Origin of the sequence: Pseudomonas putida (assembly GCF_050990305.1) — a bacterium.
Classification (GTDB): Bacteria; Pseudomonadota; Gammaproteobacteria; order Pseudomonadales; family Pseudomonadaceae; genus Aquipseudomonas; species Aquipseudomonas putida_AH.
In genome coordinates this window covers 5,185,011-5,210,350 of sequence record NZ_CP158817.1, presented here as the reverse complement: position 1 = coordinate 5,210,350, position 25,340 = coordinate 5,185,011, and the positions used below count along the sequence as shown (strand labels likewise).

The 25,340-nt window shown below is 59.2% G+C and carries 25 protein-coding genes; 18 read left to right on the top strand and 7 right to left on the bottom strand.

The window, feature by feature from the left end:
* Positions 1–124 precede the first annotated feature (124 nt).
* The 6 genes from ABTV22_RS23590 to ABTV22_RS23565 all read left to right on the top strand — a co-directional run bounded on the left by ABTV22_RS23590 (position 125) and on the right by ABTV22_RS23565 (position 7,165).
* Positions 125–1,432 carry an ABC transporter substrate-binding protein gene (locus ABTV22_RS23590; RefSeq protein WP_433736833.1) on the top strand — a complete coding sequence of 436 codons (1,308 nt, stop codon included), beginning with the start codon at positions 125–127 and terminating at the stop codon, positions 1,430–1,432.
* 156 nt (positions 1,433–1,588) lie between these two features.
* Entirely contained in the window at positions 1,589–2,497 is a 909-nt protein-coding gene (locus ABTV22_RS23585; RefSeq protein WP_175379644.1) for a carbohydrate ABC transporter permease, read from the top strand.
* The gene (locus ABTV22_RS23580) at positions 2,490–3,335 is read left to right on the top strand and encodes a carbohydrate ABC transporter permease (protein ID WP_433736832.1); all 846 of its coding nucleotides are present in this window, start codon (positions 2,490–2,492) and stop codon (positions 3,333–3,335) included. The genes ABTV22_RS23585 and ABTV22_RS23580 overlap by 8 nt, the downstream gene beginning before the upstream one ends.
* A gap of 4 nt (positions 3,336–3,339) precedes the next feature.
* Positions 3,340–4,500, top strand: coding sequence for an ABC transporter ATP-binding protein (locus ABTV22_RS23575; protein WP_433736831.1), 1,161 nt, complete (start codon positions 3,340–3,342; stop codon positions 4,498–4,500).
* Positions 4,501–4,697: 197 nt separating this feature from the next.
* Positions 4,698–6,044: a carbohydrate porin gene (locus ABTV22_RS23570; RefSeq protein WP_433736830.1), complete on the top strand. Its 1,347-nt coding sequence runs from the start codon at positions 4,698–4,700 to the stop codon at positions 6,042–6,044.
* A 266-nt stretch (positions 6,045–6,310) separates the two neighbouring features.
* Positions 6,311–7,165 carry a D-hexose-6-phosphate mutarotase gene (locus tag ABTV22_RS23565; RefSeq protein ID WP_433736829.1) on the top strand — a complete coding sequence of 285 codons (855 nt, stop codon included), beginning with the start codon at positions 6,311–6,313 and terminating at the stop codon, positions 7,163–7,165.
* 137 nt (positions 7,166–7,302) lie between these two features.
* Here the strand turns inward: ABTV22_RS23565 and ABTV22_RS23560 are convergent, their stop codons facing one another.
* The gene (locus ABTV22_RS23560) at positions 7,303–8,163 is read right to left on the bottom strand and encodes a MurR/RpiR family transcriptional regulator (protein ID WP_170948639.1); all 861 of its coding nucleotides are present in this window, start codon (positions 8,161–8,163) and stop codon (positions 7,303–7,305) included.
* Positions 8,164–8,391: 228 nt separating this feature from the next.
* Here ABTV22_RS23560 and zwf point away from each other — a divergent pair, with 228 nt between their 5' ends.
* Genes zwf through ABTV22_RS23545 form a run of 3 tightly spaced genes read left to right on the top strand, consistent with a single transcriptional unit; the run spans position 8,392 to position 11,244 of the window.
* A complete protein-coding gene (gene zwf / locus ABTV22_RS23555; RefSeq protein WP_433736828.1) occupies positions 8,392–9,861 on the top strand; it encodes a glucose-6-phosphate dehydrogenase in 1,470 nt (489 codons plus the stop codon).
* The gene (gene pgl / locus ABTV22_RS23550; protein ID WP_433736827.1) at positions 9,848–10,561 is read left to right on the top strand and encodes a 6-phosphogluconolactonase; all 714 of its coding nucleotides are present in this window, start codon (positions 9,848–9,850) and stop codon (positions 10,559–10,561) included. The genes zwf and pgl overlap by 14 nt, the downstream gene beginning before the upstream one ends.
* A 17-nt stretch (positions 10,562–10,578) precedes the next feature.
* Positions 10,579–11,244 carry a bifunctional 4-hydroxy-2-oxoglutarate aldolase/2-dehydro-3-deoxy-phosphogluconate aldolase gene (locus ABTV22_RS23545; protein WP_433736826.1) on the top strand — a complete coding sequence of 222 codons (666 nt, stop codon included), beginning with the start codon at positions 10,579–10,581 and terminating at the stop codon, positions 11,242–11,244.
* Positions 11,245–11,929: 685 nt separating this feature from the next.
* Here the strand turns inward: ABTV22_RS23545 and ABTV22_RS23540 are convergent.
* Entirely contained in the window at positions 11,930–13,111 is a 1,182-nt protein-coding gene (locus ABTV22_RS23540; RefSeq protein ID WP_433736825.1) for an aminotransferase class V-fold PLP-dependent enzyme, read from the bottom strand.
* A gap of 32 nt (positions 13,112–13,143) precedes the next feature.
* Positions 13,144–13,380 carry a DUF3820 family protein gene (locus ABTV22_RS23535; protein ID WP_065259339.1) on the bottom strand — a complete coding sequence of 79 codons (237 nt, stop codon included), beginning with the start codon at positions 13,378–13,380 and terminating at the stop codon, positions 13,144–13,146.
* Between the two features lie 203 nt (positions 13,381–13,583).
* Here ABTV22_RS23535 and ABTV22_RS23530 point away from each other — a divergent pair, with 203 nt between their 5' ends.
* On the top strand, positions 13,584–14,051 hold the full coding sequence (locus ABTV22_RS23530) for a ferritin-like domain-containing protein (protein WP_433736824.1): 468 nt from the start codon (positions 13,584–13,586) through the stop codon (positions 14,049–14,051).
* 136 nt (positions 14,052–14,187) lie between these two features.
* Here the strand turns inward: ABTV22_RS23530 and ABTV22_RS23525 are convergent, their stop codons facing one another.
* Positions 14,188–14,658, bottom strand: coding sequence for a MaoC family dehydratase (locus ABTV22_RS23525; protein ID WP_433736823.1), 471 nt, complete (start codon positions 14,656–14,658; stop codon positions 14,188–14,190).
* 40 nt (positions 14,659–14,698) lie between these two features.
* Complete coding sequence (locus ABTV22_RS23520; RefSeq protein WP_433736822.1) at positions 14,699–15,643, bottom strand: alpha/beta hydrolase; 945 nt, start codon at positions 15,641–15,643, stop codon at positions 14,699–14,701.
* Positions 15,644–16,017: 374 nt separating this feature from the next.
* On the opposite strand from ABTV22_RS23520, the gene fadD2 reads away from it, so the two are divergent.
* Complete coding sequence (fadD2, locus tag ABTV22_RS23515) at positions 16,018–17,706, top strand: long-chain-fatty-acid--CoA ligase FadD2 (protein WP_433736821.1); 1,689 nt, start codon at positions 16,018–16,020, stop codon at positions 17,704–17,706.
* A 377-nt stretch (positions 17,707–18,083) separates the two neighbouring features.
* On the top strand, positions 18,084–19,784 hold the full coding sequence (gene fadD1 / locus ABTV22_RS23510) for a long-chain-fatty-acid--CoA ligase FadD1 (protein ID WP_433736820.1): 1,701 nt from the start codon (positions 18,084–18,086) through the stop codon (positions 19,782–19,784).
* 170 nt (positions 19,785–19,954) lie between these two features.
* On the opposite strand, the gene ABTV22_RS23505 is transcribed toward fadD1, so the two are convergent.
* A complete protein-coding gene (locus tag ABTV22_RS23505; RefSeq protein WP_433736819.1) occupies positions 19,955–20,332 on the bottom strand; it encodes a hypothetical protein in 378 nt (125 codons plus the stop codon).
* 201 nt (positions 20,333–20,533) lie between these two features.
* Here ABTV22_RS23505 and ABTV22_RS23500 point away from each other — a divergent pair, with 201 nt between their 5' ends.
* From ABTV22_RS23500 to def, 3 genes are all read left to right on the top strand, one after another.
* Entirely contained in the window at positions 20,534–20,725 is a 192-nt protein-coding gene (locus ABTV22_RS23500) for a CsbD family protein (protein ID WP_433736818.1), read from the top strand.
* A gap of 177 nt (positions 20,726–20,902) precedes the next feature.
* Positions 20,903–21,874, top strand: a complete 972-nt coding sequence (locus ABTV22_RS23495) for a YihY/virulence factor BrkB family protein (protein ID WP_433736817.1) — start codon at positions 20,903–20,905, stop codon at positions 21,872–21,874.
* Complete coding sequence (gene def / locus ABTV22_RS23490) at positions 21,871–22,410, top strand: peptide deformylase (RefSeq protein ID WP_433736816.1); 540 nt, start codon at positions 21,871–21,873, stop codon at positions 22,408–22,410. Before ABTV22_RS23495 ends, def begins: the two co-directional genes overlap by 4 nt.
* A 134-nt stretch (positions 22,411–22,544) precedes the next feature.
* Here the strand turns inward: def and ABTV22_RS23485 are convergent, their stop codons facing one another.
* Complete coding sequence (locus tag ABTV22_RS23485; RefSeq protein ID WP_433736815.1) at positions 22,545–22,961, bottom strand: GNAT family N-acetyltransferase; 417 nt, start codon at positions 22,959–22,961, stop codon at positions 22,545–22,547.
* Positions 22,962–22,973: 12 nt separating this feature from the next.
* Between ABTV22_RS23485 and ABTV22_RS23480 the strand changes: the two genes are divergently transcribed.
* From ABTV22_RS23480 to ABTV22_RS23470, 3 genes are all read left to right on the top strand, one after another.
* Complete coding sequence (locus ABTV22_RS23480) at positions 22,974–23,174, top strand: hypothetical protein (protein WP_433741547.1); 201 nt, start codon at positions 22,974–22,976, stop codon at positions 23,172–23,174.
* A 169-nt stretch (positions 23,175–23,343) separates the two neighbouring features.
* Complete coding sequence (locus ABTV22_RS23475) at positions 23,344–24,285, top strand: fatty acid desaturase (RefSeq protein ID WP_433736814.1); 942 nt, start codon at positions 23,344–23,346, stop codon at positions 24,283–24,285.
* A gap of 137 nt (positions 24,286–24,422) precedes the next feature.
* Positions 24,423–25,214: a phosphate/phosphite/phosphonate ABC transporter substrate-binding protein gene (locus tag ABTV22_RS23470; protein ID WP_433736813.1), complete on the top strand. Its 792-nt coding sequence runs from the start codon at positions 24,423–24,425 to the stop codon at positions 25,212–25,214.
* Positions 25,215–25,340 lie beyond the last annotated feature (126 nt).

The window sequence follows — 25,340 nt, the reverse complement described above, 5'->3', positions numbered from 1 at the left end:
GTGTAACCATGTGGTGACATTCGCGCGTCCCTTCGTTACCTGCGAAGGGGCATCCCCTGTTTAGAATCCCATGCAGCGCAAGCACCAGACTTGCAACGCATAACAACAAGAAAGGTACTACTAGATGAATGCGATTTCTCGCCTCGCTACTGTCATTTCTCTCGCCTCCCTGGTTCCATTTTCCGCGTTCCCGATCAGTGCTCTTGCCGACGATGCCAAAGGCTCGGTGGAAGTCGTTCACTGGTGGACGTCCGGTGGTGAAAAGGCAGCGGTCGATGTCCTCAAGGCCCAAGTCGAAAAAGACGGCTTCACCTGGAAGGACGGCGCAGTCGCCGGTGGTGGCGGTTCCACGGCCATGACCGTTCTCAAGAGCCGCGCCGTAGCTGGTAACCCACCAGGCGTTGCCCAGATCAAGGGGCCGGACATTCAGGAGTGGGGCAGCACTGGCCTGTTGAGTACCGACACCCTCAAAGACGTCGCCAAGGCGGAAAACTGGGACGGCCTGCTGTCGAAGAAAGTCTCCGACACCGTCAAATACGAAGGCGATTACGTGGCCGTGCCGGTGAACATCCACCGCGTGAACTGGCTGTGGATCAACCCTGAAGTGTTCAAGAAAGCCGGGATCGACAAGGCCCCGACCACCCTCGAAGAATTCTATGCCGCCGGCGATAAGCTCAAGGCTGCCGGCTTCATCGCGCTCGCCCATGGTGGCCAGCCTTGGCAGGACAGCACCGTATTCGAAGACGTCGTACTGTCTGTGATGGGCGCCGAAGGTTACAAGAAGGCCCTGGTGGACCTGGATCAGAAATCCCTGTCGGGAGCTGAAATGACCAAGGCCTTCACCGAGCTGAAAAAGATCACCACCTACATGGACCCAAACCGCGCCGGTCGTGACTGGAACATTGCGGCCGCCGAGGTCATCAACGGCAAGGCCGGCATGCAGATGATGGGCGACTGGGCCAAGAGCGAGTGGACCGCGGCGAAGAAAGTCGCCGGCAAGGACTACCAGTGCGTAGCGTTCCCGGGCACCGATAAAGCCTTCACCTACAACATCGACTCGCTGGCCGTGTTCAAGCTCAAGGCCGATCGCAAGGGTGACATCGCCGCGCAACAAGACCTGGCCAAGGTCGCGCTGGGCACCGACTTCCAGAAAGTTTTCAGCATGAACAAGGGGTCGATCCCGGTCCGTACCGACATGCTGAACGAAATGGACAAGCTCGGCTTCGACGCCTGTGCCCAGACCTCTGCCAAGGACTTCCTGGCGGACGACAAGTCCGGCGGCCTGCAACCGAGCATGGCGCACAACATGGCCACGTCCCTGGCCGTGCAAGGCGCAATTTTCGACGTGGTCACCAACTTCATGAACGACAAGGACGCCGACCCGGCCAAGGCCAGCGCCCAGCTGGCGTCGGCGGTCAAAGCGGCGCAGTAATCCCCAGCACGAAGTAACCCCTGTAGGAGCAGAGCTTGCTCGCGATGACGGACTGACATTCAAAAGAGATGTCGACGGTTATACCGCTATCGCGAGCAAGCTCGGCTCCTACAAGGATCCGTGCCGTTCTCAAATTCTCTTCACTGGATTATCCCGATGAGCTCTGTGGCGGTTTTCAGCAAAGCCTCACCGTTCGATGCGCTGCAACGCTGGCTACCCAAATTGGTACTGGCGCCGAGCATGCTGATCGTGTTGGTTGGCTTCTACGGTTACATCATCTGGACGTTCATTCTGTCCTTCACCAACTCCAGCTTCATGCCGAGCTACAAGTGGGTCGGCCTGCAGCAATACATGCGCCTGATGGACAACGACCGCTGGTGGGTCGCGAGCAAGAACCTTGCGTTGTTCGGCGGTCTGTTCATCGGCATCAGCCTGGTGCTGGGCGTGCTTTTCGCGGTGCTGCTGGACCAGCGCATTCGCAAGGAAGGCTTCATCCGCACCATCTACCTGTACCCGATGGCGCTGTCGATGATCGTCACCGGTACGGCGTGGAAATGGCTACTCAACCCAGGGCTTGGCCTGGACAAGATGCTGCGTGACTGGGGCTGGGAAGGCTTCCGCCTGGACTGGCTGGTGGATCAGGATCGCGTGGTGTACTGCCTGGTGATCGCCGCTGTCTGGCAAGCCTCCGGCTTTGTCATGGCGATGTTCCTCGCCGGCCTGCGGGGTGTCGATCAATCGATCATCCGTGCCGCGCAAGTCGACGGTGCGAGCCTGCCGACCATCTACCTGAAGATCGTGTTGCCGAGCTTGCGCCCGGTGTTCTTCAGCGCCTTCATGATCCTGGCGCACATCGCGATCAAGAGCTTCGACCTGGTGGCGGCGATGACCGCTGGCGGCCCTGGCTACTCCTCCGACCTGCCGGCGATGTTCATGTATTCCTTCACCTTCAGCCGTGGCCAGATGGGCATCGGTTCGGCCAGCGCCATGCTGATGCTCGGCGCCGTGCTGACCATCCTCGTGCCGTACCTGTACTCCGAGCTGCGAGGCAAACGCCATGACTAATCAACTCGGCAAACAATCCCTGAGTTTCAGCCGTATCGCGATCTACGCCACCTTGCTTTTGGCTGCGGCGGTGTACCTGGTGCCGTTGGTGGTGATGTTGCTGACCAGCTTCAAAACCCCGGAAGACATTCGCACCGGCAACCTGCTGAGTTGGCCGGCGGTGATCGACGGCATCGGCTGGATCAAGGCCTGGGACGTGGTCGGCGGCTACTTCTGGAACTCGGTGAAAATCACCGTGCCGGCGGTGCTGATCTCGACCTTCATCGGTGCCATGAACGGCTACGTGCTGTCGATGTGGCGCTTCCGAGGTTCGCAGCTGTTCTTCGGCTTGTTGCTGTTCGGCTGCTTCCTGCCGTTCCAGACCGTGTTGTTGCCGGCATCGTTCACCCTCGGCAAGTTCGGCTTGGCCAACACCACCACGGGCTTGGTGCTGGTGCACGTGGTCTACGGCCTGGCGTTCACCACGCTGTTCTTCCGCAACTACTACGTGAGCGTGCCGGATGCGCTGGTCAAGGCTGCGCGGCTCGATGGTGCGGGCTTCTTCACGATCTTCTGGAAGATCCTGCTGCCGATGTCGATCCCGATCGTGATGGTCTGCCTGATCTGGCAGTTCACCCAGATCTGGAATGACTTCCTGTTCGGTGTGGTCTTCGCCAGTGGCGATGCCCAGCCAATTACCGTGGCCCTGAACAACCTGGTCAACACCAGCACCGGGGTCAAGGAATACAACGTTGATATGGCCGCCGCGATGATCGCCGGGCTGCCGACACTGCTGGTCTACATATTCGCTGGCAAGTATTTCCTGCGTGGGCTGACGTCCGGCGCGGTCAAGGGGTAGAAACATGGCAACTCTCGAATTACGCAACGTCAACAAGACTTACGGCGCCGGTTTGCCGGACACCCTGAAGAACATCGAACTGAAGATCGATGACGGGGAATTTTTGATCCTGGTCGGTCCGTCCGGCTGTGGTAAATCAACCTTGATGAACTGCATCGCCGGGCTGGAAACCATCAGCGGCGGCGCGATCCTGGTGGACGATGCCGACATCAGCGGCATGAGCCCCAAGGATCGTGACATCGCCATGGTGTTCCAGTCCTATGCGCTGTACCCGACCATGAGCGTGCGCGACAACATCGCCTTCGGCCTGAAGATTCGCAAAATGCCGACTGCTGACATCGACGAAGAAGTCGCACGGGTTTCCAAGTTGTTGCAGATCGAACATTTGCTCAGCCGCAAGCCCGGCCAGCTCTCCGGCGGTCAGCAACAACGCGTGGCGATGGGCCGTGCACTGGCACGGCGGCCGAAGATTTATCTGTTCGACGAACCGCTGTCCAACCTCGACGCCAAGCTGCGGGTCGAGATGCGCACCGAGATGAAACTGATGCACCAGCGCCTGAAAACCACCACGGTCTACGTGACCCACGACCAAATTGAAGCCATGACCCTGGGCGACAAAGTGGCGGTGATGAAAGACGGGATCATTCAGCAGTTCGGTACGCCCAAAGACATTTACAACAACCCGGCCAACCTGTTCGTGGCGAGCTTTATCGGGTCGCCACCGATGAACTTCATCCCCCTGCGCCTGCAACGCAAGGAAGGGCGTTTGCTGGCCTTGCTCGACAGCGGCCAGGCCCGCTGCGAGCTGCCGCTGGGCATGCAGGACGCCGGCCTCGAGGACCGTGAAGTGATCCTCGGCATCCGTCCGGAGCAGATTGTGCTGGCCGGCGCCGAGGCCAATGGATTGCCAACCATCCGCGCTGAAGTTCAGGTCACCGAGCCGACCGGGCCAGACACCCTGGTTTTCGTCAACCTCAACGACACCAAGGTCTGCTGCCGCATGGCGCCCGACGTTGCACCGGCGGTGGGCGAGACCCTGACCCTGCAATTCGATCCGGCGAAAGTGCTGCTGTTCGATGCCAAGACCGGTGAGCGACTGGGGGTTGCCGGTGTGCCGAAAGCCGAGAGTCACGCGGCCAACGTGGCTCAATTCAAAGGCCGCTAAAGATCAAAAACCGTAGGAGCCGGCTTGCTGGCGATCGCTATCCGACATTCAACATCGATATTGATGGTCGGGCCGCCATCGCCAGCAAGCCGGCTCCTACAGGGGGGAATCCGTGGCGGGTGGCCTGTCGCCGGTCACAACCGATGTAACCGCGTTAGTGAAGAAAAACTTAATAAAAATAAAACGAGGAAGTAGGGATGAAGAAGAACAACAACGCTCAGCTTATCTGTCAGTTATCAGCCGTTGCGGCCATGATGCTGGCCGGCAGCGTTCACGCGGCTGAAGCGTTCAGCGCCGATTCCGAATGGATGACCGGTGATTGGGGTGGCGAGCGGACCCGGCTGATCGAGCAGGGTATCGACATCAAGATGGACTATGTCGGTGAAGTGGGCGGCAACCTCCACGGCGGCTTTAACGACGACAAGACCGCGCGTTATGCCGACCAGTTTGGCCTGGGGGCGGCGCTGGATCTGCAAAAGCTGCTGGGCTGGGATAACACTCAAGCCAAGATCCAACTCACCAACCGTAACGGCGAAAACATCTCCAACGACCGTATCGGCGACCCGCGTGCCGGCACCTTGAGTTCCTCCCAGGAAGTCTACGGTCGTGGTCACATGGTTCGCTTGACCCAGTTGTGGATCAAGCACCAGTTCCTCGACGGAAAACTGGACGTCAAGGCCGGTTACTTCGGCGAAGGCGAAGACTTCAACACCTTCCCTTGCGAGTTCCAGAACCTGGCGTTCTGCGGTTCCCAAGTGGGTAACTGGGCGACCAACATCTGGTACAACTGGCCGGTCAGCCAGGCGGCGATCCGCGTGAAGTGGAATATTTCGCCCGAGTGGTATGCGCAGATCGGCGCCTACAACCAGAACACCTCGCAACTGGAGCATGGTAACGGCTTCAAGCTCAGCGGCAGTGGCACCAACGGCACCGTCCTGCCGGTTGAACTGGTCTGGCTGCCTAACCCTGGCAACCTGCCGGGCGAATACCGTGTCGGTTACTACAAGAGCACGGCCGACGCCGATGACGTCCGTAAAGACGATAACGGTAACGATGCGGCAACCAGCGGCAACGCCTTTCGCAGCCATGACAGCAAGCATGGCTACTGGTTCGTTGCTCAACAGCAGCTCACCACGCACAACGGCGACGCATCCCGCGGTCTGAACATCGCGGCCAACGCCACCTTCCACGACAAGGACACCAACGTCGTCGACAACTATCAGTCGCTGATGTTCGTGTACAAGGGGCCGTTCGATGCACGTCCGAAAGATGACATGGGAATCGGTTTCTCCCGTATCCATGTCAACGATGATGTGAAGAAAAACGCCGAGCTAACCAACGCCGCCAATGGCGTCACCCAGTACGAAGACCCGCTGTTCTCGCCGCTGCGCGAGACTGAGTACAACTACGAACTCAACTACGGCTTCCACGTCACCAACTGGCTGACCGTGCGTCCCAACCTGCAATACATCACGCATCCGGGCGGTGTGGATGAAGTGGATAACGCGCTGGTCGCGGGCCTGAAAATTCAGTCGGTGTTCTGACGCGGTTGCGATAAGCTCCTCACCATGTGCGCATTTTGCGGACAGCCATGGCTGTCCGCTTTTTTTTGTGTGGCGTGAGCGCGCTGTGATGAGGGCTTTTGTGGTGAGGGGATTTAGCGAAACGTCGCACCGCCCCTCTGGGCTGCACCGCAGCCCCCAAAAAATGGGACTGCTGCGCAGTCCAACGGGGATAAATCCCCTCGCCACAGTGGGTCACTGGGCGCAAAAGTAAATCAGTACACTCATGTTTTTCAGGACCGTGGCACATGCTTGAGCATCCGCTACAACGCTTCTTCAAATCCTTGCGCGAACGGCCGGTGTTTGCGTGGGAGCGCTATCAGAAGCGCGACGTGCTAGTGATCGATCATCCGCTGTGCCAGGCGGTGTTCAGTCGTCAGGGCGCGCAGTTGCTGCACTTTCAACCCAAGGGCCAGAAACCGTGGTTGTGGTGTGCGGCGAAGTGGCCGCAGGTCGGGGCCATTCGCGGTGGCGTGCCGGTGTGCTGGCCGTGGTATGGCCGTCATCCGAGCGAAAATGCCTGGCCGTCCCATGGCTGGGCGCGCTTGCTCGACTGGAAGTTGATCGACAGTACAAGCGACGACGATGGTGTGCGCCTGCACTGGCAGCTCGAGTTGTGCGACTGGCAGGTGGACCTGCACGCGCACCTGGGCGAGCGTATGGATCTGCGCCTGAGTACCGAGCATCACGACAGTTTGCCCTGTCAATTGAGCCAGGCTTTGCACGCCTACTGGCGTATTGGTGATGTCGGTGAGGTAGCGCTGTCTGGGCTCGATGGTGCGCAAGGTTACGACCAGTTGAGCCGGCAGGTTTGTCAGCAGGAAGGTGAGTTGCGGGTCGATGGTGGTTGCCAGCGGGTGTTCCAGCACGAGGGCGAATTGCAGCTTAACGACCACGCCTGGCAGCGGGCGTTGTGCATCGATACCGGCGAAACGGCGGACACAGTGGTCTGGCATCCGGGGTCGCGGCCGTTGTTGGGAGTGAGCTGGAATGAGATTTCGGAGTTTGTTTGTGTGGAAGCGGCGAGCGGCGGCACTGACAGCCTGTGCCTGAAGCCGGGAGAGAGGGCGCATTTGAGTTTGCAGGCGCGGGTTGGGGTGTGATTTTGCGGTGTTGCCGCTGACGCCATCGCGGGCAAGCCTCGCTCCTACGGGTTATTGGGTGTTCGCGAAATTCGCGTAATCCTGTAGGAGCGAGGCTTGCCCGCGATGAGGTCCGATCAGGCAATGAAAATGCCGGTCTAGTTGAACTCGTCACCCACCGGATACCGGCTGGCATTCAAGCTCTCCTTGATTTTGCGCAAGTGCGGCTGGAAATCCACGCCCCGACGCAAGGTCATGCCGGTGGCGAGCACGTCCAGCACGGTCAGTTGAATGATCCGCGAGGTCATCGGCATGTAGATGTCGGTGTCTTCCGGCAACGGAATGTTCAGGCTCAGGGTGCTGGCCTTGGCCAGGGGCGAGTTCTCCGCGGTCAACCCGAGCACCGACGCGCCGTTTTCCCGGGCGATGCGCGCCACTTCCACCAGCTCGCGGGTACGTCCGGTGTAGGAAATGATCACGAACAGCTCGCCGGTGTGCGCCACCGAAGCAATCATGCGTTGCATCAGCACGTCGGCATGGGCAGTCACGGCCAGGTTGAAGCGGAAGAACTTGTGCTGCGCGTCCAGGGCCACAGGGGCTGAGGCGCCGAGGCCGAAGAAGTGGATCTGCCGGGCCTGGATCAACAGGTCGACGGCGCGGCTGATCAGGTTCGGGTCCAGCGCCTGGCACGCGCTGTCCAGGGACGCGATGGCGCTGCCAAAGATTTTTTGGGTATAGGCTTCCGGGTTGTCGTCGGCCTCCACCGCGCGACTGACGTAGGCCGCACCGCTGGCCAGGCTCTGGGCCAGTTGCAGCTTGAGTTCGGGGTAGCCGCTGACGCCGAACGAGCGGCAGAAACGGTTGACCGTCGGTTCACTGACCGAAGCGGCCTGGGCGAGGGCGGCGATGCTGAACCGGGTGGCCTGCTGTGGGTTGAGCAGGATCACCTCGGCGACTTTGCGTTCGGCCTTGTTCAGCTCTTCAAGGCGATTCTGGATCTGCTCCAGTAAATTTCGCACGCGGTCCATATGGATTTCCTTGATTCACCTGCGCCGATAAGCGCACGGCTAATGCAAAAAGGGCCTTTGTAGCGGCCCGTAACGGTGGCCTATCCTACTGATGGCTCCGACCGACCACCACTCGGAATCTGTATTTTGCGAAAATGTTGTGGTTATTACTACATTTTCCCTTGAGTGATGCCTTGAAAAAAGGTATTTGTAGCTTAACTTGATAAAAGAACAAACATCATGCTCTCGATTACGGTTGAACCGTGCACCTTTGCCTTGTTCGGCGCCCTCGGCGATCTGGCCCTGCGCAAGCTGTTTCCTGCCCTTTATCAACTCGATGGTGCCGGTTTGCTGCACGAGGACACGCGGATTATCGCGCTGGCCCGTGAAGCTGGCAGCGAGCAGGAGCATTTGGCGTTCATCGCTGCCGAGCTGCGCCGCTACGTCGGTGCCAAGGAGCTGGATGAGGCCGTGGTCGAGCGTTTCCTCGCACGCCTGAGTTACCTGCACGTCGACTTCCTCAACGCCGAAGACTATGTCGCCCTCGCTGATGCGGCGGGCAGCGCGCAACGGGTCATCGCCTATTTCGCCACGCCAGCTGCGGTGTACGGTGCGATCTGCGAGAACCTGGCGAAGGTCGGCCTGGCGCAAAACACCCGCGTGGTGCTGGAAAAGCCCATCGGTTCGGACCTTGAGTCCTCGCGCAAGGTTAACGACGCCGTGGCGCAGTTCTTCCCGGAGAACCGCACCTATCGCATCGACCACTACCTGGGCAAGGAAACGGTGCAGAACCTGATCGCCCTGCGATTCGCCAACAGCCTGTTCGAAACCCAGTGGAACCAGAACTACATCTCCCACGTGGAAATCACCGTGGCCGAGAAGGTCGGTATCGAAGGGCGTTGGGGCTACTTCGACAAGGCCGGCCAACTGCGGGACATGATCCAGAATCACCTGCTGCAACTGCTCTGCCTGATCGCCATGGACCCGCCGGCCGATCTGTCCGCCGACAGCATTCGCGACGAGAAGGTCAAGGTCCTCAAGGCCTTGGCGCCGATCAGCCCGGAAGGCCTGACCACCCAGGTGGTGCGCGGCCAGTACATCGCCGGTTACAGCGAAGGCAAAGCGGTGCCGGGTTACCTGGAAGAACCCAATTCCAACACCCAGAGCGACACCGAAACCTTCGTCGCCCTGCGTGCCGACATCCGCAACTGGCGCTGGGCCGGCGTGCCGTTCTACCTGCGTACCGGCAAGCGCATGCCGCAGAAGCTGTCGCAGATCGTCATTCACTTCAAGGAACCGTCGCACTACATCTTCGCCCCCGAGCAGCGCCTGCAAATCAGCAACAAGCTGATTATCCGCCTGCAGCCGGACGAAGGCATTTCCTTGCGCGTGATGACCAAGGATCAAGGCCTGGACAAAGGCATGCAGCTGCGCAGCGGTCCGTTGCAGCTGAACTTTTCCGACACCTGGAGCAGCGCTCGCATTCCCGATGCCTACGAACGGTTGTTGCTGGAAGTGATGCGCGGCAATCAGAACCTGTTTGTCCGTAAAGATGAAATCGAAGCGGCGTGGAAGTGGTGTGACCAGTTGATCGCCGGGTGGAAAAAATCCGGTGATGCGCCCAAGCCGTACGCGGCCGGGTCCTGGGGGCCGATGAGCTCTATTGCACTGATCACGCGGGATGGGAGGTCGTGGTATGGCGATATCTGATTTGAAACTGCCTGCGGGCGTCAGCGCTCATTCGTTCAAGAGCCCCGTGCTCTTGGCCGAAGGCTTGGCACTGAACGTGGCCAAGCAACTGAGCGACGCGATCGAGGCCCAGGGCACCGCGACTCTGGTGGTGTCAGGCGGGCGTAGCCCGGTGGCGTTTTTCCAGCACCTGGCCAAGCAGGCGCTGGACTGGTCGAGCGTTGTGGTCAGCCTGGCCGACGAGCGCTGGGTGCCGATCGAGCACGCCGACAGCAATGCTGGCCTGCTCAAGAAGTACCTGTTGCAGGGGCCGGCGGCCAAGGCGCAGTTTCTGAGCCTGTACAGCGCCACCGCTAACCTTGAACAGGCGGCCGAACACGCCGATCGCTTGCTGGCCGAATTGCCGGCGATTGACGTGCTGGTGCTGGGCATGGGCGATGACGGCCACACTGCTTCGCTGTTCCCCAACAGCCCGAATCTGTCCGAGGCCCTGAAGGCCGACGGCAGCCGTCGTTGCTACCCGATGCTGGCGCCGACCGTGCCGCATCAGCGCCTGACCATGAGTCGCGCGCTGCTGGCTTCGGCCAAACACAAAATTTTGTCGATTTCCGGTCAGTCCAAGCTGACCACCCTGAGTTTCGCGCTGGCCGGTGACGATGTCGCCGAAATGCCGGTGCGCGCATTTCTGCAACCCACGTTAGAGATTTACTGGTGCCCATGAGCCAAGGAACAGCCGCTATGACAAACCCATCCCCGACCGTATCCATGGCGGATAAAGTTGCCCTGATCGACAGCCTCTGTGCCAAGGCGCGGATCCTGCCGGTGATCACCATCGCTCGCGAGCAGGACGTCCTGCCGCTGGCCGACGCCCTCGCGGCCGGTGGCCTGACGGCTCTGGAAGTGACCCTGCGTTCGCAGTTCGGCCTCAAGGCCATCCAGATCCTGCGCGAACAGCGTCCGGAGCTGGTGACCGGTGCCGGTACCGTGCTCGATCGCCAGATGCTGGCTGCGGCCGAGGCGGCGGGTTCGCAGTTCATCGTCACGCCGGGCATCACCCGCGATTTGCTGGAAGCCAGTGTCGCCAGCCCGATTCCACTGCTGCCAGGCATCAGCAATGCCTCGGGCATCATGGAAGGCTACGGCCTGGGTTATCGCCGCTTCAAGCTGTTCCCGGCGGAAGTCAGTGGCGGCGTCGCGGCCATCAAGGCCTTGGGCGGACCGTTCGGCGAAGTGAAATTCTGCCCGACCGGCGGCGTGGGTCCTGCCAACATCAAGAGCTACATGGCACTGAAAAACGTCATGTGCGTGGGCGGTAGCTGGATGCTTGATCCGGAGTGGGTCAAGAACGGCGACTGGGCCCGCATTCAGGAGTGCACCGCCGAGGCCTTGGCGCTGCTGGACTGATTGCTTCACCCTACACCTCGTTGTGTGCTTTACGGCTTTAACGGTGCGCTTGGTCGGTGCGCCGTTTTTTTTTGCCTGCGAAAAAGCGGTGGCACCTTCAATTCTGATGTCGACTGACCGGCCGTCATCGCGGGCAAGCCACGCTCCTACAGGTGAGGTGGTCGTACGCGAAGGGTCGGCCTGGCAATAACCCCTATAGGAGCGAGGCTTGCCCGCGAAGAACGATAACGCGGTGTGTCTGGTGGACCGCGACGCGACCATCGCGGGCAAGCCACGCTCCTACAGGTGAGGTGGACGTACGCGAAGGGTCAGCCTGGCAATAACCCCGGTAGGAGCGAGGCTTGCCCGCGAAGAACGATAATGCGGTGTGTCTGGTTGACCGCGACGCGACCATCGCGGGCAAGCCACGCTCCTACAGGTGAGGTGGTCGTACGCGAAGGGTCGGCCTGGCAATAACCCCTGTAGGAGCGAGGCGTGCCCGCGAAGAACGATAACGCGGTGTGTCTGGTGGACCGCGACGCGACCATCGCGGGCAAGCCACGCTCCTACAGGTGAGGTGGACGTACGCGAAAGATCGGCCTGGCAATAACCGCTGTAGGAGCGAGGCTTGCCCGCGAAGAACGATAACGCGGTGAGTCTGGTGGACCGCAGCGCGACCTTCGCGGGCAAGCGACGCTGCTACAGATCAGCGCAATTGCTTCAGCGCTGTGGCCAACCGCTGTATGTGCTCGGCGGTCGTGGTCAGCCCCGGTGTAATCCGGATGCACGGCCCGCATGCCGCACCGGTGCGCACTACGGTGAACAGGTTGTAGTCCTTGAGCAGTCGCTCGACCATCGTTTGCTGATCGGCCTGTTCGGTAAAGCGCATCGAGGTGATGCCGCAATACAGGCGCGGGTCGTCCGGCGTCAGGACTTCGATTCCTGGCAGTTCGCGCACCTCGCGCACCCACAGGTTGCGCAGGTAGTTCAGGCGTGATCCTTTGGCGGCCGGACCGCCCATGGCGTGATGCTCTTCGAGCACCAGTGGCAAGGTCATCAACGCGGGGATGTTCGGTGTGCTGTAAGGGGTGCGGCCGCGAATGTCAGTGACCGGGAAATGCATTTCGCCCATGTCCGGGTCGATGTCCACCAGGCGTTCAGGGGCGATATAGATAAAGCCCAGGGTCAAAGGCGCGCCGATCCATTTGTGCAGGTTGTAGGCGGCGAAATCGATTCCCAGCTCATTGAGATCGAATTCCAACTGGCCCAGCGCATGGGCGCCGTCGAGGATCACATCAATGCCATGTTCCTTGGCGGCAGCGGCAATCGCCTGCACGGGCATGATCAGGCCGGTGCGGTGAGTGACGTGGGTCAGGGCCATCAGCTTGAGTCGCGGGTAGCGCGCGAAGGTTTCGCGGTAAGTGGTCAGCAAACTGTCGAAACTGGCCGGGTGAACGTGCTCGATCTCGATCACCTCGACACCGCGATGTTTGGCCAGCCAGCGCATGGCGCCTTTGACGGTGTCGTATTCCAGATCGCAGAACAGCACCTGGTCGCCCGGTTGCAGGCGATTGTAGTTGCGGATCAACGACTGCAAACCATCGGAGGCATTGCGGGTGAGGGCGACGGCTTCGGTAGGTGCATCGATCAGTTTGGCCACCAGCGCCTGGATCTTCACACTCTCGCCTTGTTCGAAGCGCTGACGCACGTGAACGGAATTGCCGCGATTGATCAGTTCGATGTTGCGCTGATACTCCTCCACCACTGTGCGCGACATGCGTCCGAAGTAACCGTTCTCCAGATTGACCGGGCCGGGTTGCTGGTCGTAGCGGTCGGCAAAGGTTTGCCAGAAGGCTTCATCACGGGCACGGCGGGTGTTGTCGGGCATGGGGTTACTCGATCGGAGGCGGGAGGAGTGGATCAGTGGCGAGGAGCCGGTTTGCCATGTTTGGCGCGCAACGGTTCAAGGAGTTCCGATAAACCGTTGTGATCGATTTCATGCATCAGGGCCAGCAAACCACCCAGTTCTCCATGAGGAAAGCCTTCGCGGGCGAACCAGTTCAGGTAAGGCCCCGGCAAGTCCGCAATGATTCGCCCCTTGTATTTGCCGAAGGGCATCTCGCGGGTGATCAGCAGTTCGAGTTTTTCAGGGTTCATGGCTCAGTTGTCTTGATTCATCGGGTTTGGAAAATACAGGCATTCTGCATGCAGGCCAATTGACAGATCATGCAAAAGAAACGGATGCAGATTTTTTGAGTAAATCTAACTAGTTGAAATTAAACGAATAATTCATCTTTTATAGGCTGGCATGCGCTCTGCAATGAGTCAGTCATCTTTCATCAACCGCAAGGAATTGAAAAATGACCGACATGAATAAAGAAGCGATTGCTGTACTTAACGACCTGATCGAAACCAGCAAGGACGGACAGAAAGGGTTCAAGACGTGCGCTGAAGATATCAAACACCCTGAACTCAAAACCCTGTTCGTGCAACGCTCCAATGATTGCGCCACGGCTGCGGCGGAATTGCAGAGTGCCGTGCGTTCGATGGGTGGCGACCCGCAGACGTCCACCAGTGTCAGCGGTGACATGCACCGTCGCTGGGTCGACGTGAAGTCGATGTTCACCGGTAAGGACGAAGAGGCTGTGCTCAACGAAGCCGAGCGTGGCGAAGACCATGCGCTGAAGGCTTATCGCCAGGCCATGGAAAAAATCAGCAAGCACAACCTGGTGGGCATTCGTGACATCGTTGAGCGTCAGTATCACGGCGTGCAGCGTAACCATGATCAGGTAAAAGCCCTGCGTAACCAGGCGCGTGCGCGTTCATAAGCAAAATAAAAAATCGCAGCCTGCCGCATGCCCCTGTAGGAGCTGCCGCAGGCTGCGATCTTTTGATCTTGCCCTTTATTAATTTGAAGCCGCCAAAAGATCGCAGCCTTCGGCAGCTCCTACATGGACTGCGGCATCAGCCAATTGTGATTTCAGGCGGCTGAACCAGGGTCACACTCTGCTGCTTGCGTGGCGCGAGGATTTCCGCCTCACCAGCCACCACCAATTCATCACGCTGGTTAAATACGTTGGTAGCGATGCGCACGCGAAACTTCGGTAGCTTTTCCAGGATTTCCAGGCGTACCGTCAGGGTGTCGCCGATCTTCACCGGCTTCTGGAAGCTCATCTGCTGACCAATGTAGATCGTACCTGGCCCAGGCAACTCGCAGGCAACGGCGGCACTGATGAGTGCACCGCTGAACATGCCATGGGCGATGCGCTCCTTGAACATGGTGCTGGCGGCGTATTCGGCGTCCAGGTGCACCGGGTTGTGGTCGCCCGACATCGCGGCGAACAACTGAATGTCACGTTCTTCGACCTTCTTGCTGAAGCTGGCGGTCTGGCCGACTTCGAGCGCTTCGTAAGGGGTGTTGGTAACCTGGCTCATCTATCTGGACTCCTGTGACGAAAAAAGAGAATCACGAAAACTATTCGCTACGGTGGGGCCGAGGCGTGCTCAGGGTCCGGTGGATCCAGGCCAGCACGTCGGCGGTCACTTCATCGCGGTTGGTTTCGTTGAACAGTTCGTGCCGCGCCTGCGGGTAAACCGTCAGTTGCAAATTCTTACTGCCGGCTTTGCACAATGCGCCGGCCAGATCTTTCAGACGTTTGCCTTCGCTCACCGGATCACATTCGCCGCCGATCACCAGCAACGGCAGGCCCGGATCAATCTGGGCGAGATTGGACGCTTTGCTGATTTGCTGCAACCCACCCAGCAAATCGATCCACAGTTGATTGGTGCAGCGAAAGCCGCACAGCGGATCATTGGCATACAGGTCGACTTCTGCCGGATCGCGGCTGAGCCAGTCAAACGACGTGCGTGCGGGTTTGAACTTCTTGTTGAATGAGCCGAATGACAGCCATTCGATGAGGGCGCTGCGTCCCTTGGGACCCTGGCGCAGGCGTTCGAGACGGGCAATCTGGCGGGCCGCACGATAAAGCGCCACGGGCTGGAAGTTCGAGCCGCTGAGAATGGCGCCGTGCAGGCTGGCGCTGTGATGCAGCAGATAGGCTTGGGCGATGTAGCTGCCCATGCTGTGGCCCAAGAGCACGATGGGGGCGCCGGGATGTTGCTGGCCGATGTGCTGGTTGAGGCACGCCAGATCACCCACCACCTTGGCCCAACCGTCGTTATCGGCGAAATGACCGAGGGTTCCGTTTTCGGCAGTTTTGCCATGTCCGCGCAGGTCCGGGGCGTACACACCATAGCCGTGATCGCAGAGTTTTTCCGCCAGGCGCGCGTAGCGGCCGCTGTGTTCCGCCATGCCATGGGCCAGCAAAATAACCGCCCTGGGGCTGCCTGCTGGCAACCACTGGTTGATGAAAAGGCGGCTGCGGTCACTGGTGGTCAGCCAGAACGTGTCGTGGATCATCGCGATTCCTTTGCTGTGGGGCCTTTGTCACACACCTAATTGTAGGAGCGAGCCTGCTCGCGATGGTCGACTGAACACCGCGGGGTGCCAGACTGTCAGCGTCTTCGTTGACGACCATCGCGAGCGAGCTCGCTCCTACAGTGATTTCGTCGATCAAGTCATGGTTGCACTGTATAGCGCATCCTCCACCAAAACGTCCGATCAGGCTGCGCCACGGCGGCAAGATTCACGCTATCTATGACACCCGTGCGCATATTTGCCTGATTCGCCATAGCTGCTAGTGTCCGTGAAGCTCCGCTTTTCTGCGTTTCGAGCAACAAGGAAAAATGACAGAAAAGCGGCCCGGATAGGCTCAGGTAAAGAGGACAAGAACAATGCAACCTGATTTCTGGAATGACAAACGCCCGGCCGGTGTGCCCCTGGACATTGATGTCGCTGAGTACAAGTCGGTCATCGAGGTGTTCGAACGTTCCTGCAAGAAGTTTGCTGATCGCCCGGCGTTCAGCAACATGGGTGTCACCCTGACCTATGCCGAGCTGGAGCGCTACAGCGCAGCGTTCGCCGGCTACCTGCAAGCCCACACTGACCTGGTGCCGGGGGATCGCATCGCGGTGCAGATGCCCAACGTCCTGCAATACCCGATCGCCGTGTTCGGCGCCTTGCGTGCGGGGCTGATCGTGGTCAACACCAACCCGTTGTACACCGCGCGGGAGATGCGTCATCAGTTCAAGGATTCCGGAGCCCGGGCGCTGGTGTACCTGAACATGTTCGGGCAGAAAGTCCAGGAAGTGCTGGCCGACACCGATATCCAGTACCTGATCGAAGCCAGAATGGGCGACCTGATGCCTACCGCCAAGGGCTGGTTGGTCAATACCCTGGTGAGCAAGGTCAAGAAAATGGTCCCGGCCTATGCCTTGCCCCAGGCCATTTCGTTCAAGAGCGCGCTACGCCTGGGTAAAGGCCAGGGCATCAAACCGCTGAAGGTCGGCCTCAATGACATCGCCGTGCTGCAATACACCGGCGGTACCACCGGCCTGGCCAAGGGCGCGATGCTGACCCATGGCAACCTGGTGGCCAACATGCAGCAGGCGCGGGCCTGCCTCAGCCAGTTCGCCAAAGACGGCCAGCCACTGCTGCGCGAAGGGCAGGAGGTGATGATCGCGCCGCTGCCGCTGTACCACATCTATGCCTTCACAGCGAATTGCATGTGCATGATGGTGACCGGTAACCACAACGTGCTGATCACCAATCCGCGAGACATCGGTGGCTTCATCAAGGAACTGAAGAACTGGCGGTTCTCGGCGTTGCTGGGGCTGAACACACTGTTCGTGGCACTGATGGACCATCCGGAGTTCAAGACCCTGGATTTCTCCAGCCTCAAGCTCACCAACTCCGGCGGCACCGCGTTGGTCAAGGCCACCGCCGAGCGCTGGGAACAGCTGACCGGTTGCCGCATTACCGAAGGCTACGGCTTGACCGAAACCTCGCCGGTGGCCTGCACCAACCCCTACGGCGACAAATCGCGTATCGGCACGGTCGGCCTGCCGGTGCCGGGCACCACGCTCAAAGTCATCAACGACGAAGGGGTCGAGCAGCCACTGGGCGAGCGCGGCGAGCTGTGCATCAAGGGCCCGCAGATCATGAAGGGCTACTGGCAGAAACCCGAGGCGACCCACGAGGTGCTGGATGCCGAGGGTTGGTTCAAGTCTGGTGACATCGCGGTGATCGATCCGGATGGTTTTGTGCGGATTGTCGATCGCAAGAAAGACATGATCATTGTCTCGGGTTTCAACGTGTACCCGAACGAGATCGAGGATGTGGTCATGGCCCACCCGAAAGTCGCCAACTGCGCGGTCATCGGTGTGCCGGACGAGCGTTCGGGGGAGGCGGTGAAATTGTTCGTGGTGGCCCGTGAAGCGGGGGTCAGCCTTGAAGAGTTGAAGGCGTACTGCAAGGAAAACTTCACCGCGTACAAGGTGCCCAAGCACATTGTCTTGCGTGAGACCTTGCCGATGACGCCAGTGGGCAAGATTTTGCGGCGCGAGTTGCGGGATATTGCCTGATCGATAAATGGCCTATCCCTGTAGGAGCGAGCATGCTCGCGATGGACGTCAACGATAACGCGCCCTGTCTGAATGATCGCGTTGTCCGGACGTTTTTCGCGAGCATGCTCGCTCCTACAGTTTTTGAAGCCCCGGTTTTCGGGGCTTTTAGCGACATATAGGTTTTTTGCTCTAAAATGACCAGCTGTTGTTCTTGAGTCACAAAAGTGACCATAGAGGCTGCTTTTGGCTCTGGTCGACCCCATTTAAAGCTGCTACTCTCGGCGCGCTTTGTGACTTCTCGGCCTAGTAAAAAGCCAGACTCACCTGTAAACAAACACCAATAATAATCGCATCAAATGCGGTGCTGAATTCGCGTTGCTGAGGAGTGGGCTTCCATGAACGTAGACTTTTGGAAGGATAAGTACCCCGCTGGAATTGCTGCCGACATCAATCCAGACGAGTACCCGAATATTCAGGCAGTGTTGAAGCAATCCTGCCAACGCTTCGCCAACAAACCGGCGTTCAGCAACCTGGGCAAGACAATCACCTACGGTGAGCTGTACGAACTGTCCGGTGCCTTTGCCGCGTATCTGCAACAGCATACCGATTTGCAGCCGGGCGATCGAATCGCCGTGCAACTGCCCAACGTATTGCAGTACCCGGTGGCCGTCTTCGGTGCGATCCGCGCCGGGTTGATCGTGGTCAACACCAACCCGCTGTACACCGCTCGTGAAATGGAGCACCAGTTCAACGACTCCGGCGCCAAGGCCCTGGTGTGCCTGGCCAACATGGCGCACCTGGCCGAGACCGTCGTGCCGAAAACCGGGGTCAAGCACGTCATCGTCACCGAAGTGGCGGACCTGCTGCCACCGCTCAAGCGCCTGCTGATCAACAGCGTGATCAAGTACGTGAAGAAGATGGTGCCGGCCTATCACTTGCCCAAAGCCATCAAGTTCAACGACGTGTTGAGCAAGGGCCAGGGCCAGCCTGTGACCGAAGCCAATCCCGCCAGCAGTGATGTGGCGGTGCTGCAATACACCGGTGGCACCACCGGCGTGGCCAAGGGCGCGATGCTGACCCACCGCAACCTGGTGGCCAACATGCTGCAATGCAAGGCGCTGATGGGCTCCAACCTCAACGAAGGCTGCGAGATCCTGATCACACCGCTGCCGCTGTACCACATCTATGCCTTCACCTTTCATTGCATGGCGATGATGCTGATCGGCAACCACAACATCCTGATCAGCAACCCGCGGGACTTGCCGGCGATGGTCAAGGAACTGTCGAAGTGGAAATTCAGCGGTTTCGTCGGTCTCAACACGCTCTTCGTAGCCCTGTGCAACAACGAAGGCTTCCGCAAGCTGGATTTCTCCGCGCTGAAAGTCACCCTGTCCGGCGGCATGGCCCTGCAACTGGCAGCCGCCGAGCGCTGGAAAGCGGTGACCGGTTGCGCCATCTGTGAAGGTTACGGCATGACCGAAACCAGCCCGGTGGCGACCGTGAACCCGATCCAGAACATCCAGGTCGGCACCATCGGCATTCCGGTGCCGTCGACCCTGTGCAAAATCGTCAATGATTCGGGTGTCGAGCAACCCATGGGCGACATCGGTGAACTGTGCGTGAAAGGTCCGCAGGTGATGAAGGGCTACTGGCAGCGCCAGGAAGCCACCGATGAAATCCTCGACAGCGATGGCTGGTTGAAGACCGGTGACATCGCGCTGATCCAACCCGATGGCTACATGCGCATTGTCGATCGCAAGAAAGACATGATTCTGGTGTCCGGTTTCAACGTCTACCCGAATGAACTGGAAGACGTGCTGGCGACCCTGCCGGGCGTGCTGCAATGCGCAGCTATCGGCGTGCCGGACGAGAAGTCGGGCGAGGCGATCAAGATCTTCATCGTCGCCAAGCCGGGCGTGACCCTGACCAAGGAACAGGTGATGGAGCACATGCGCGCCAACGTCACCGGTTACAAAGTCCCACGCGCCGTGGAGTTCCGCGATGCACTGCCGACCACCAACGTCGGCAAGATATTGCGGCGTGAGTTGCGCGATGAAGAGCTGAAGAAGATCAACGCGAAGAAAGCCACCGCGTGATCAACAAAAAGCCCCGCAGATGCGGGGCTTTTTGTTGGCTATCAGGACACCGTGATCCTCTGTAGGAGCGAGCCTGTTCGCGATAAACGCCCAGACAACGCGGACATCCAGGCAGCCCGCGTCATCGTTGACGTCCATCGCGAGCATGCTCGCTCCTACGGGGCCGGGGGTTATTGACGGAACGGCGCGAAATTGACGTTGGTGCCCGCCGGGCGCATGTCCTGCAGGTACGAGTCCTTGTCCGCGCTCAGCTCCAGGCTCAGGGCCGCCTTGCGCTTGCCCTGGTTGCGCACCACCAGGCCTTCGAGCTTCTCGCGCAGGAACACCGTCGGCACTTTCAGGTGCAGCAGTTCGTCGGTCGCCGGGGTGTGCATCAGCAGGTGAATCCACTCGTACTGACCCACGGCCAGGCGCGACACCGGGATGTCGAACCACCAGATGTTGCGGTTGCGGTTCAGTTCGGTGAAGTGGCAGTTGTTGACGCCAAGCACAGCACCGCCGAGTTCCTGGTTTCTGCGGGCAATGGCCTGCTTTTTATCGAGTTTCATAACATTCCTGCGGGGATTGGATCGTCAGCGTCATCGCGCCGATAGGTAGCGCATTCTCGGGGGTTGCCGGGCAAACATAAAGCCCAACCTGCATTGAGCGATGAAATGCCCCGGGAAAATAAATGAAACTCCCCGCAAAAGCCCTCGGTCAACCTTGTGTAACGACTTTCCTCCCCTTGAAAGCGACGCAGGAGAATCACCATGGGCAGCACAAGCGATAAAGTGAAAGGCATGGCCAACGAAGCGGTCGGTAACGTCAAGCAAGGCGTCGGCAAGGCCACCGGTAATGACAAAATGCGCGCCGAAGGCGTGATGCAAGAAAAGAAAGGCGAGGCCCAGCAAGCGGTCGGTAAGGCCAAGGATGCGCTGAAAAAAGGTATCGACAAGGCTTGATCCTGTCTTTGACGAAACCACGCTGCGGCCATCCACGGATGGCCGTTTTTGTGTCAGCCTGAACTTGGGCGATGAAATTGTTTCAAAGTCGCCAGGTAGGCTACTTTGATGAAAGAAAACGGCCCCTGAGTCGCCACGACTTCAACCCAATCCTGTATGCGGCGAATGGAGACGCGAATGATTTTCCCGGACATGAGAGGCCTGCCACTGCACCGTGTGATGATGCGCACGGTTAGCGAGTTCCTCGAGGACGAGATGTCGACCTATGCCTCGGCGCTGGCCTATCAAATGCTGTTTTCGCTGTTTCCCTTCATCCTGTTCCTGATCGCCCTGATCGGCTTCCTGCACCTGCCGGATTTCTTTTCCTGGCTGCGCCTGCAATCGGAACTGGTGTTGCCGCCGCAGGCGCTGGAACAGGTGAACCCGGTGATCGACCAGCTTCAGCAATCCAAGGGTGGCTTGCTGTCGGTGGGTATCGTGATCGCCCTGTGGACCGCCTCCGCCGGCGTGCGCCTGATGATGAGTGCGATGAACGCCGCCTACGACGTAGTCGAAGGTCGCCCGGTGTGGAAGCGGTTTCCGCTGTCGATCATCTACACCGTCGGCATCGCCGGCATGCTGTTGGTGGCCGCCGCATTGATGGTGCTCGGGCCGCAGGTCATGAGCTGGATCGCCGAGCAGGTCGGCCTCGAATACTTCATCGTCACCCTGTGGTCCATTGCCCGCTGGCCGGCGATCGTGATCCTGCTGATGGTGGCCGTGGCGCTGATCTACTACGTGATGCCAGATGTCAAACAGGAGTTCCGCTTCATCACGCCGGGCTCGGTGCTGGCGGTGGTGGTGTGGATCATCGCGTCTCTGGGCTTCGGTCTGTACGTCAAGGAGTTCGCCAACTACAACGCCATGTATGGCAGTATCGGTGCGATCATCGTGCTGCTGTTGTACTTCTACATTTCCGCCGCGGTGCTGCTGCTCGGCGCGGAAATGAATGCAGTGATCGAGCACATGTCCCGCGAGGGCAAGGAGCCTGGCGAAAAAGTCGCCGGCGAGCATGGCCCTGCTTTTAAAGGGAAGCATGAAGAGAAACACCACGTTTCCGGACTGGGCCGTGATCACTCCAAGCCACCCACTGACGAAGTCATCAAATGATCCGTGAAATCCTGAAAATGGGCGACGAGCGCCTGCTGCGCATCGCCCCGCCAGTGCCCGCTGCAATGTTCGACAGCCCCGAGCTGTGGCAACTGATCGACGACATGTTCCAGACCATGGAAAGCGTCGGCGGCGTTGGCCTGGCGGCACCGCAGATCGGTGTCGACCTGCAATTGGTGATCTTCGGCTTCGAGCACAGCGAACGTTATCCGGACGCCGACGCCGTGCCGCAGACGATCCTGATCAATCCGCTGATCACGCCGTTGAGCCCGATCATGGAAGAGGGCTACGAAGGTTGCCTGTCGGTGCCTGGCCTGCGTGGCGCGGTGGATCGCTATCAACACATCCGCTACGAAGGGGTCGACCCCAAGGGCGAACCCATCGTACGCATTGCCTCCGGCTTCCATGCACGGGTGGTGCAACACGAATGCGATCACCTGATCGGCCGTCTATACCCGTCACGCATTACCGACTTCAGCAAGTTCGGGTATACCGAAGTGATGTTCCCGGATCTTGATCCCAACGCAGACGACTGACTCCACTCTAAAAAACACCACAAATCCCTGTAGGAGCTGAGCTTGCTCGCGATGACGGAGTGTCAGTCAGCATTGATGTGACTGGCACTCCGTCATCGCGAGCAAGCTCAGCTCCTACAGGGGGTGTGTCGTGTTTAGATTTTGGGTTCCAGGCCCATGGCAATCATCGGCTTGCTGCGGGCATAGCGGCTCAAGCGCTCGACCATGGCGTAAGGCATCGACGGATCGAAGGTGAAGCCACGATGCTCATAAAATCCGCGTAAATCCGGGTGGCAGAACAGCCACACCGGCAGATCGAGTCCCTTGACCGCTTCGGCAATCAGGGCCGCAGCAACACCTTGTTCGCGACAGGCCGGATCGACAAACAATCCCGTCAGCCAATGCCCTCCGGCCACCGGGCGCAAGCACAGCGCCGCGATGATCTCCTCACGCCTGGCGACCCACAATTGCGCGTCGCGCACCGCTTTCATCGACGATTGGTGGGCGCGATAAAACTTGTTCATCAACGGCCATAGCGACTCATCGAGCCGGGAGTAACGGGTGCTGTGCATGGGACTAAACTGTTGGAGGACAAGCGCGCGATTATAAGAGAACGCGCGCACCGGGACAGGTCAATTCCTGTCTTCGCACCCCTGGCGAGTGGAGTACGCATCATGGCCAAAGGTATCGAGTCAAAAAAAGAGCTGAAGAAAAAGCCGGCGAAAACCGCCATTGAAAAACGTGCCGACAAAAAGGCCAAAAAACTGAACGTGTTCGGCCATTGAAACCGTTTGACCCTGTAAGAGCTGCCGAAGGCTGCGATCTTTTGATCTTGTTTTTAAAGATCAAAAGATCGCAGCCTTCGGCAGCTCCTACAGGAAGCAGCAAAATAATCTGCAAGAAATGCCGGCGTCGTTGCACAGAAGGGTATTGGTCCCCGATCCGAGCAACGCCATGCCTCATTACTTCGATGACGTCCACCGAAAAGAAATCGATACCCTGCGTCAACGCTTCACCGCCCGTACCGAGTGGCCGACCTGGCTGCTGTTGATCGGCGTGTACGGCGCCTGGTTCGTCCTCATTCTGAGCAGCCATTCATTGGGCCTGTGGGGGAGCACGCTGCTGCTGATTCCCGTGGTGGTGCTCTGGCTGTCGGTGCAGCACGAACTGCTGCACGGTCATCCAACCCGTTGGCCTGCATTGAACAAAGTCATGGGCTACGCACCGTTCGCCGTGTGGTATCCCTACACGCTGTATCGAGACAGCCATTTGCTGCATCACCGCGACGAAGACCTGACCATCCCCGGCCGCGATCCGGAAAGCCGGTATTTGAGCGCCGAGCACTGGCAGCGCAGTTCCTTGTTCGAAAAAGGCGCGCATTGGTTGAACAAAACCGTGCTCGGACGCTTCGCTCTGGGTGCGCCACTGGCCTTGCTGGGGTTGGCCAGGGAGGAACTGCGACGGCTCAAGGCTTTTGAACGTCAGGCCTGGCTGATGTGGCTCAGCCATGGTGCGTTGACGCTGTTGATGCTGTTGTTCATCGCCCATTACAGCCTCTTGCCGGTGTGGCACTACCTGTTGCTGGTCAGCGTACCGGCGCTGTCGATTGCGATGATTCGCTCCTTCTATGAACATCGCCCGCATGCGGCACCGGAACAGCGCACCGTGCTCAACGAAGCGGCGTGGCCCTGGCGTTGGCTATTCCTCAACCTCAATTTGCACCTGGTGCATCACGACTTGCCGGGGCTGCCCTGGTACGACTTGCCCCGGGCCTATCGGGCGCGTCGCGCACAATGGCTGGCGCGCAGTGGCGGGTTTCTGGTGCAGGGCTATGGGCAGCTGTGGCGCGAACACGGACTGAAGGCGATTGATAGCCCGCGGCATCCGTTTCATTGATTGCAAACACATTCCCCTGTAGGAGCGAGCCTGCTCGCGATTGCGCCAGGTCAGTCGGCACCATTAGCGTCTGACGCGACGCTATCGCGAGCAGGCTCGCTCCTACAGGAGGATCATCGTTGCATGGGAATTTCTTGATGACTCAACACTTCGCCGAACTGCAGATGTATGTCGCCCCTGATTCTATCCGTCAGGCCAACGAGCGCTGGCTGGCGCGTATCTTCGAGCGACTGGGCGCCACACGCCGCAGCGCCGAGGGGTTGTCCTTGAAGGACCTGTGGCTGTCCCCGCACTTGCTGGTGACACAAACCTGCGGCTATCCGCTGATGACCGCGTTGCGCGGGCAGGTCCGGGTGCTCGGTCGCCCGCGCTATGAACTGCCGGACAGCAGCGGTGGCAACCATTGCAGCCTGTTGCTCAGTCGCGCCGATGACCCGCGGCGAACCTTGCCGGACTTTTTTGGCAGCCGTGGCGTGATCAACAGTGAGGACTCCAATAGCGGCATGAACCTGCTGCGCCAGCGACTGGCGCGGCTGCATCGCGACGGGCAATTTTTTGGTCAGGTCAGTATCAGCGACAGCCATCGCGAAAGCCTGCGTTGGTTACGTGAAGACTTGGCGGACCTGGCGGCCATCGACAGCGTGACCTTCGCCTATCTGGCACGGTACGCCGCAGAGGAGGTTGCCGGATTGCGGGTGGTGGGGCGCAGTGCCTTGAGCCCGACGTTGCCGTTCATCACCGCAGTGGGTGTGAGTGATGAGCAGGCTGAAGACATTCGGCGGGTGATGAATTTGGCCTTGGACGAGTTGCCGCAGGTGGCTGAAGTGCTGGGATTGCAGGAGGTGTTGGCGGCCAGCGAAAGCGACTACCAGATCGTTTTGGATTACCAGCAGCAAGCGCAGTTGTTGGGTTACGGAGTTTTGCGTTGACTCTAGATCCTTCGCGGGCAAGCCTCGCTCCTACAAGCGAAAGCAATCTGCCAAACACCACATTTTTATATTCTATAAATGAATAAAGAAATTAATTTTAAATATTATTAATGAATAAGGCTCCTT

Bases quoted from the DNA above. Each gene is read 5' to 3' on its own strand.
- ABTV22_RS23590 (WP_433736833.1), top strand. From the start codon at position 125: ATGAATGCGATTTCTCGCCTCGCTACTGTCATTTCTCTCGCCTCCCTG.
- ABTV22_RS23585 (WP_175379644.1), top strand. From the start codon at position 1,589: ATGAGCTCTGTGGCGGTTTTCAGCAAAGCCTCACCGTTCGATGCGCTG.
- ABTV22_RS23580 (WP_433736832.1), top strand. From the start codon at position 2,490: ATGACTAATCAACTCGGCAAACAATCCCTGAGTTTCAGCCGTATCGCG.
- ABTV22_RS23575 (WP_433736831.1), top strand. From the start codon at position 3,340: ATGGCAACTCTCGAATTACGCAACGTCAACAAGACTTACGGCGCCGGT.
- ABTV22_RS23570 (WP_433736830.1), top strand. From the start codon at position 4,698: ATGAAGAAGAACAACAACGCTCAGCTTATCTGTCAGTTATCAGCCGTT.
- ABTV22_RS23565 (WP_433736829.1), top strand. From the start codon at position 6,311: ATGCTTGAGCATCCGCTACAACGCTTCTTCAAATCCTTGCGCGAACGG.
- zwf (WP_433736828.1), top strand. From the start codon at position 8,392: ATGCTCTCGATTACGGTTGAACCGTGCACCTTTGCCTTGTTCGGCGCC.
- pgl (WP_433736827.1), top strand. From the start codon at position 9,848: ATGGCGATATCTGATTTGAAACTGCCTGCGGGCGTCAGCGCTCATTCG.
- ABTV22_RS23545 (WP_433736826.1), top strand. From the start codon at position 10,579: ATGACAAACCCATCCCCGACCGTATCCATGGCGGATAAAGTTGCCCTG.
- ABTV22_RS23540 (WP_433736825.1), bottom strand. From the start codon at position 13,111: ATGCCCGACAACACCCGCCGTGCCCGTGATGAAGCCTTCTGGCAAACC.
- ABTV22_RS23535 (WP_065259339.1), bottom strand. From the start codon at position 13,380: ATGAACCCTGAAAAACTCGAACTGCTGATCACCCGCGAGATGCCCTTC.
- ABTV22_RS23530 (WP_433736824.1), top strand. From the start codon at position 13,584: ATGACCGACATGAATAAAGAAGCGATTGCTGTACTTAACGACCTGATC.
- ABTV22_RS23525 (WP_433736823.1), bottom strand. From the start codon at position 14,658: ATGAGCCAGGTTACCAACACCCCTTACGAAGCGCTCGAAGTCGGCCAG.
- ABTV22_RS23520 (WP_433736822.1), bottom strand. From the start codon at position 15,643: ATGATCCACGACACGTTCTGGCTGACCACCAGTGACCGCAGCCGCCTT.
- fadD2 (WP_433736821.1), top strand. From the start codon at position 16,018: ATGCAACCTGATTTCTGGAATGACAAACGCCCGGCCGGTGTGCCCCTG.
- fadD1 (WP_433736820.1), top strand. From the start codon at position 18,084: ATGAACGTAGACTTTTGGAAGGATAAGTACCCCGCTGGAATTGCTGCC.
- ABTV22_RS23505 (WP_433736819.1), bottom strand. From the start codon at position 20,332: ATGAAACTCGATAAAAAGCAGGCCATTGCCCGCAGAAACCAGGAACTC.
- ABTV22_RS23500 (WP_433736818.1), top strand. From the start codon at position 20,534: ATGGGCAGCACAAGCGATAAAGTGAAAGGCATGGCCAACGAAGCGGTC.
- ABTV22_RS23495 (WP_433736817.1), top strand. From the start codon at position 20,903: ATGATTTTCCCGGACATGAGAGGCCTGCCACTGCACCGTGTGATGATG.
- def (WP_433736816.1), top strand. From the start codon at position 21,871: ATGATCCGTGAAATCCTGAAAATGGGCGACGAGCGCCTGCTGCGCATC.
- ABTV22_RS23485 (WP_433736815.1), bottom strand. From the start codon at position 22,961: ATGCACAGCACCCGTTACTCCCGGCTCGATGAGTCGCTATGGCCGTTG.
- ABTV22_RS23475 (WP_433736814.1), top strand. From the start codon at position 23,344: ATGCCTCATTACTTCGATGACGTCCACCGAAAAGAAATCGATACCCTG.
- ABTV22_RS23470 (WP_433736813.1), top strand. From the start codon at position 24,423: ATGACTCAACACTTCGCCGAACTGCAGATGTATGTCGCCCCTGATTCT.